Here is a 6,149-nt window from a genome sequence, read left to right on the forward strand (position 1 = left end):
TTCAAGCGGAGTGTGCGACATCCGGGTCCTTCAGGCGAGTGACAATAAACGCACAGATGATGAGCAGGAACACCGCAAAGAGCAGCGAAAGGGTAAAGGAGCCGTCCTTCGTGCGCATGGCCTGCATGACATACACGTAGACAACAGCAGCCTGGCCGAAAAGCTGGATCAGCCCGTTGGATGTTCCCTCCGGTGTTGGATAGGTAATCTCGGCGGCATACTCCATGCCTACCGGACTCAGACTGATGAGGAAAAACCCCAGTTCAAAGGCCGATGCCATGAGCAGCCAGACAGGCCGCGCAAACGTGACGCCGATAAGACCAGGAATCGCACCCAGCACGCCGATCATAAGATATTTGCAACGTTTGTGCTGTCTGTCTGAAAACGCAGGGATCACGACAGCACCGATAATTCCTCCGACAAGCATGAGGGCACCGAGCGTCCCCGCCTGCTCCGGGCTGAATCCGCGCGGTCGGATGATGGGCTCCACCCAGGTCGACAGGCCATTGAAGAGCCCCAGTGCAATAAAGCAGATAACCAGGAACATCCAGAACATTCTGTTCTTGAGAGCATTCCTGAGGCCATCCAGCATGAGCGCACGCGCCTCCTGCCCTGCTGGGCATGGTGGCGTGAGCGGTTTCTCACGCGCCAGCAGGATGAAGAGCACCGACGAGAAAGCAGCCACAATGCCGTACAGCAGCTGAACACGCGCGATGGACACGCTCTGGGTCAGAATTGGTGTCAGGACCATCCCGATCGCTGCTCCGACAAGTGATGCGAGTGTCACCAGTCCGACTGCCGTGGCACGAAATTCGAGATCGAACCACTTGGCCGGAACGGTTGTCCAGGCATTGAGGAGAAAGGGCTGCGCGACAGCGATGCCAATGGTCGAAGCCAGGACGAGGCTATACCTGGCTCCCGCCAGTCCTCGCAGGATACCAAAAACGCCCATCAAAACGGCTCCGATACTAACAGCCTTGTGAAACCCCCACGTGTCGATCACCCACGAAACCGGAATGGACAGTGGAATGAAGGCGATCATGAACATCATCGATAACAATCCGATGTTGAGATCGGTTACGCCGTAGAATGTTGCCGCCGGCCCCGTAATCGGAGAATAACTGATCCACAACATCTGAATGGTAATGTTGATGAACATGAATACCGCCAACACAACCCAGCGGTAGCCATACACGCGAAACGTTGGCCTGTCCATAGCATCTCCCGGCGATTGATCTTCTCTTCTTCGCAAGCATTACAGTCCCGTGCTTCGCGCATCAAGCGCGGGCACGAGGGGTCGCCGGACCTGTAGCCGAGTTTCAGACGGCCAGGTAGACGGAGAGGGAGCGGAACCAGGCGAGGCGTTCGTGGTCCACAGCCTCGAGTCCGTACGCATTCAAGAACACTTGTTGGCCAGCGGGATCCAGATACCCGAACATCGTTGCAAGGTCATACCATGGGTCACCGAGGTCCGTAAAGGACCAGTCCAGCACAGACGTGATCCGTTCCCCATCGAGCAGAATATTCTTCGGTCGGAAGTCGCCATGGAGGACCGCGACAACGCCAGGCTGGGGGCAGGTCGCCTTCAGGCGCTCAAGCTCCTTGACGGGATCGCCAGTGATGCCCTTTGCGCGGAATTCGGCCCTGCTCATCACTTTTTCCTGCAGATGACGCTCGGCCCAGAGCAGCTGTCCGTCGACGCACTCCTGCCAGCTCACCGTTCCGACCGGCAGATGGTGCAGCGTCGACAACATGGAGCCCACTGCCACGGCGATACGGTTGTGGTCGTCCCTGGAACCGGCCTCACGAAGAACGTCGGTCGCAGAGCGACCTGCGGCGTACTCCATCAGCAGGAACCCGAGAGGCCGGTTCTGGACATGGACAAGGGGCTTCGGCACAGGAACCTCCGTTCCATGCAGCAGCTTCAGAACTTCATATTCGAGGGCGAGCTCCTGCATACGATAGGCTCCGCGGGCGACCTTGACGACAAAGCGCTGCTCCGACGCGTTCTGTAGCAACAGCACCAGCCCACATCTGCCATGGTGCGGCGACGACCTGTGCACCACCGGTCCCGTGATTGCGAGGACCTGAGCAGGCAGCCGCAGTGTCATCGGATCCAAGCTCATCGGCGGCAGCCGTTCGGCAGGCGTAAGATCGCATGTAATGGCCCTGATACGTGGTTGTATGGACTCGGTCGTACCTGAATCGACAGCGCGTTTCATATATATAGGATACCATCATTGGTGTATTGAACAAACCACTCTGACACCATATTGACACCGGCAGGCCACTCTTGCGCCAGGAGCCTGCCGGAATACATCAATAGAGGCAGCGCACCCTACAGGTTGAGCTTGCGGTCCATGAGCCAGGAAGTCATCACAAAGGCAAGCACGCCGAGCGCGACGAACATCAATGGAGATACCAGCGGAAACTGTGTTGGTACTGCCGGCGTTCCACCAATGAACGGCATGTTCTTCCAAGGGTTCAGCATGAGGCAGTGAAGCTCCCCGTGAAGCGAGGGAGAGATCCACACGTCGACGTTGCAAGGAGTACCCCCACCTCAGAGAGTAACGGAGGCAGTTGTACAGGCACCTTCATGACTGGTACGTCACCGTGATCGTCCTTGTCGCGTTCACCCAGACGACCGAACAGCCGAGATTCTCGGAGACAAACCTCAGGGGAACCATGGTCCTGCCGCTGATGATCTCGGGGATCACCTTGGCGTCCGCTGAGTCGATATGCGTACTCACACCATTCACGGTAGCAGTGTCCTTGCCGGTCCAGAGTTCGATAGTCGTGCTTCCAAGGGTCACGGTCGCCTTCCGTGCGGTCTCATCCCAGCCGACAGTCCCTCCGAGGGCTTCGATGATCACACGTATCGGGACAAGAGTCCTGCCATTCCTGATGACGGGAGGCGAGTCGAGTGTCTTCGACGTGCCGTCGACAGTGAACGTAGACTTGCTGATCTGAAGAACGATCTTCCGGCTTGCCAAGGATCGGGTGTCGTAGCGGAAGACTCCGTTATGAGTGAACCCGGCATACATCGTGGAAGGCCTCTTTGGGTCGATGGCGAGAGAGGTGACATTTCTCGAAGTGATGCCAAGCTTCACGACCGTCCAGGTGGCGCCGCTGTCGGTGGAGCGGAAGATGTCAACATTGGTGCCGGCATACAGGGTGGAAGGGGTGAAGGAGTCAATGGCAAGAAAGTAGACAGAGATATAGTCGTGTCCGATACTCATTGCCTTCCATGTCGCACCGCTGTCCGTGGAGCGGCAGACGTAACCGTTGGTACCGACATACAGGGTGGAAGGGGTGAGAGGGTCGACGGCAAGAGAATAGACAGTCATACCGGTGATGCCGGTATTCACGGCCGTCCAGTGGTCTCCTGAGTCCGTGGAGCGGAAGACACCACCTTGGGTACCGACAATCCAAGTACCGACATACAGGGTCGTGGGGGTGAGAGGGTCGATAGCGAGACACCAGACATCCACGTGTGGGAGGCCGGTGTTCACCGCAGTCCAGGTGGTACCGCTGTCAGTGGAGCGGAAGACACCAGTATTGTTGGTACCGGCATACAGAGTGGTGGGCGTACGGGGGTTGATGGCAAGAGCGGCAACCCTCGTCTTTGTTATGCCTGTGTTCGTGGCAGTCCAGTGGTCTCCCGAGTCCGCAGAACGGTAGACTCCATTATGGGTTCCGATATACAGGGTGGTTGGAGTGAGAGGGTCAATCGCAAGACAGATGGCTTCCCATTTCTCGATACCCGCGTTCGCAGCAGTCCATGTGGCGCCACGGTTGACAGAACGGTACACGCCACGATCGAGACCGGCGTACAGGGTGGTAGGAGTATCAGGATCGACGGCAAGCGAACAGACCTCCATAAACGAGAGACCATTGTTCATAGCAACCCATTGATCTCCCGAGTCCGTGGAGCGGAAGACGCCGCCAGTCGAGGAAACGGCATACAGAGTGGTTGGTACCTTGTTGTCGATGGCAAGAGACTCGATGACCTGACTGGTGATACCTGTGTTCACGGCGGTCCAGGTGGCGCCGCTGTTGTTGGAACGGTAGACGCTGCCAGCATCGCTATAGGAACTGACATACAGGGTTGAAGGTGTGATGGGGTCGACTGCAATAGAAGCGACGTTCAGAACGGTGAGTCCAGTACTTGCTGCCGTCCAGTGATTGCCGCTGTCCGCGGATCGGAAGACGCCACCATCGTCGGTGCCTGCATACAGAATGTCTGGCGACAACGGGTCAATGGCAAGAGAAGTGACGTTCAGCGTGGTGAGGCCGGCGTTTGCAGCAATCCAGGTGACGCCACCGTTGACGGAGCGATAGATACCCCCGCGGTAGCTGCCGGCATACAAGATCGTGGGGTTATGGCGGTCGATGGCAAGAGACATAACATTGAGGTTGGCAATACCAGCGTTCGCAGCAGTCCACGATGCACCACTGTTGACCGAGCGATAGACACCAACACTAGTGCCAGCGTACAGAGTAGAGGGGGTGAGAGGATCAATAACAAGAGACGAGATATGCGTAGATGGAAGGCCTGTAGTCACCTCAGTCCAGTGGTCGCCACTGTCCGTGGAGCGGAAGATGCTACCATCTCGAGCGGTCTCACCAGCACTGCCGGCATAAATCGTGGACGTCGTATGGGGGTCGATGACAAGGAAGATAGACTCTCCTTCTTTGGTATCGGTCTTCACGACAGTCCAGGTCGCACCGCCGTCGGTGGATCGGTAGAGACCATTGAGGGTATCGGCATACATGGTGGTTGGCGTCTTTGGGTCTATGGCAAGACAATAGATGAGACCCCCGTACAGGGGCAACTGTGTCCAGGTCCCTGTCTCCGCTGCCCGTGCAGCGGGGACGCCAGATGTCACGCCGAAAACGTTCAGAACGATGCACAGGATCATTATCAAGACACTACAAACGGATCGTTTCATTATTGTTGCCCCCTCCAGGCTGTTCCTCTAACATTCAGTTTTATTATACCCACATCTGCGGCAAACGTTCAAGCAATCTGCTCAGCTCAACCCCGACTTTGGTGTCTCATCCTCCCCCTTCAGGACTCTCATGAACGACTCCTGTGTCGATGCAGACATCGAGAAGATGCAGCCCGATTGACAGACTGGATTTCCACCTGTGCGAGAATGACTGAGGCAGACGATTGCCAGAAGAGACAACCTGTCATCCTGATGAAGCGCGAAAGCGCCATGGCTGTTTCTCGTGAGTTCACGACTCAATGGTTCACGTACGCTCGCACGTGAATCGAAGTGTCACTCCGGCACAGTGTGCAAACCGGCAGGCCACTCTTGCACCAGGAGCCTGCCGGAATACATCAATAGAGGTAGCGCACCCTACAGGTTGAGCTTGCGGTCCATGAGCCAGGAAGTCATCACAAAGGCAAGCACGCCGAGCACGACAAACAACAGCGGAGAAACCAGGGGGAATGTTACTGGCTGTGACCCTGCTCCGAGGAATGGCAGGTTCTCCCACGGCCGCAGATACAGGCGGACTCCACTGAACATCGTTTCTTCCAGTACGAGACCGAATTGTGCGCTCAACCAGAGCACCACAATGACGACGAGCGCAGAAAAGATACTACCGAGATGCTTCTTCGAGTTGGTGAGCGTCTTCCCGAACGTCACGCCGAAGAACATGATCGACATGAAGCTGACGATCACTGCCAGGACGCCGAGGCACATCACCCAGTAGTCGCTGGTTAGCAGGAACCTGCCAACGTAGGGCCGTACCTGCTGGGCAAGTCCAGGAGCAAGACAGGCAAGAATGATCACACTCGTCATGCCGCCCAGCAACGTCATAAGCGTGTCAAAGACGAGCAGGACGATCCGGGAACCAAGGACCTCTGCTCCGTGGAGTGGCAGGCCGAAGACGAGGTACCCGGTGTCGCCATAGAGGTCCTGCGTATAGGTGACGATGTTGATGACCGTCATGACCGCGTAGAACAGGACCCAGAAGCCTGCCATCATGAGCGGCACGCTCATCGACACCGGCGCCGACTGCGCGGGGTCCTCATGCATCCCGATGAAGCGTGTCGCCTGATACAGCGTCAGCGCACACATGGTGATGAGACCGATCGTGTACAGGAGTCTGCGGCCCCTGAACTCGTACCTAACGAG

5 protein-coding genes are annotated in these 6,149 nt (G+C 57.0%); all 5 read right to left on the reverse strand.

Going from position 1 to position 6,149, the window contains the following annotated elements:
* Position 1: 1 nt before the first annotated feature.
* The gene (locus tag SMC3_RS09245; RefSeq protein ID WP_119088315.1) at positions 2-1,216 is read right to left on the reverse strand and encodes an MFS transporter; all 1,215 of its coding nucleotides are present in this window, start codon (positions 1,214-1,216) and stop codon (positions 2-4) included.
* A 103-nt stretch (positions 1,217-1,319) separates the two neighbouring features.
* Entirely contained in the window at positions 1,320-2,222 is a 903-nt protein-coding gene (locus SMC3_RS09250) for a phosphotransferase family protein (RefSeq protein WP_119088316.1), read from the reverse strand.
* 116 nt (positions 2,223-2,338) lie between these two features.
* Positions 2,339-2,491, reverse strand: a complete 153-nt coding sequence (locus tag SMC3_RS09485) for a hypothetical protein (protein WP_165846717.1) — start codon at positions 2,489-2,491, stop codon at positions 2,339-2,341.
* 103 nt (positions 2,492-2,594) lie between these two features.
* The gene (locus SMC3_RS09255; protein WP_119088317.1) at positions 2,595-4,952 is read right to left on the reverse strand and encodes a stalk domain-containing protein; all 2,358 of its coding nucleotides are present in this window, start codon (positions 4,950-4,952) and stop codon (positions 2,595-2,597) included.
* Between the two features lie 414 nt (positions 4,953-5,366).
* On the reverse strand, positions 5,367-6,149 hold a 783-nt coding region (locus SMC3_RS09490), incomplete at its 5' end, for a hypothetical protein (protein WP_165846718.1).

Origin of the sequence: Candidatus Cryosericum hinesii (assembly GCF_003570985.1) — a bacterium.
Taxonomy (GTDB): Bacteria; Caldisericota; Caldisericia; order Cryosericales; family Cryosericaceae; genus Cryosericum; species Cryosericum hinesii.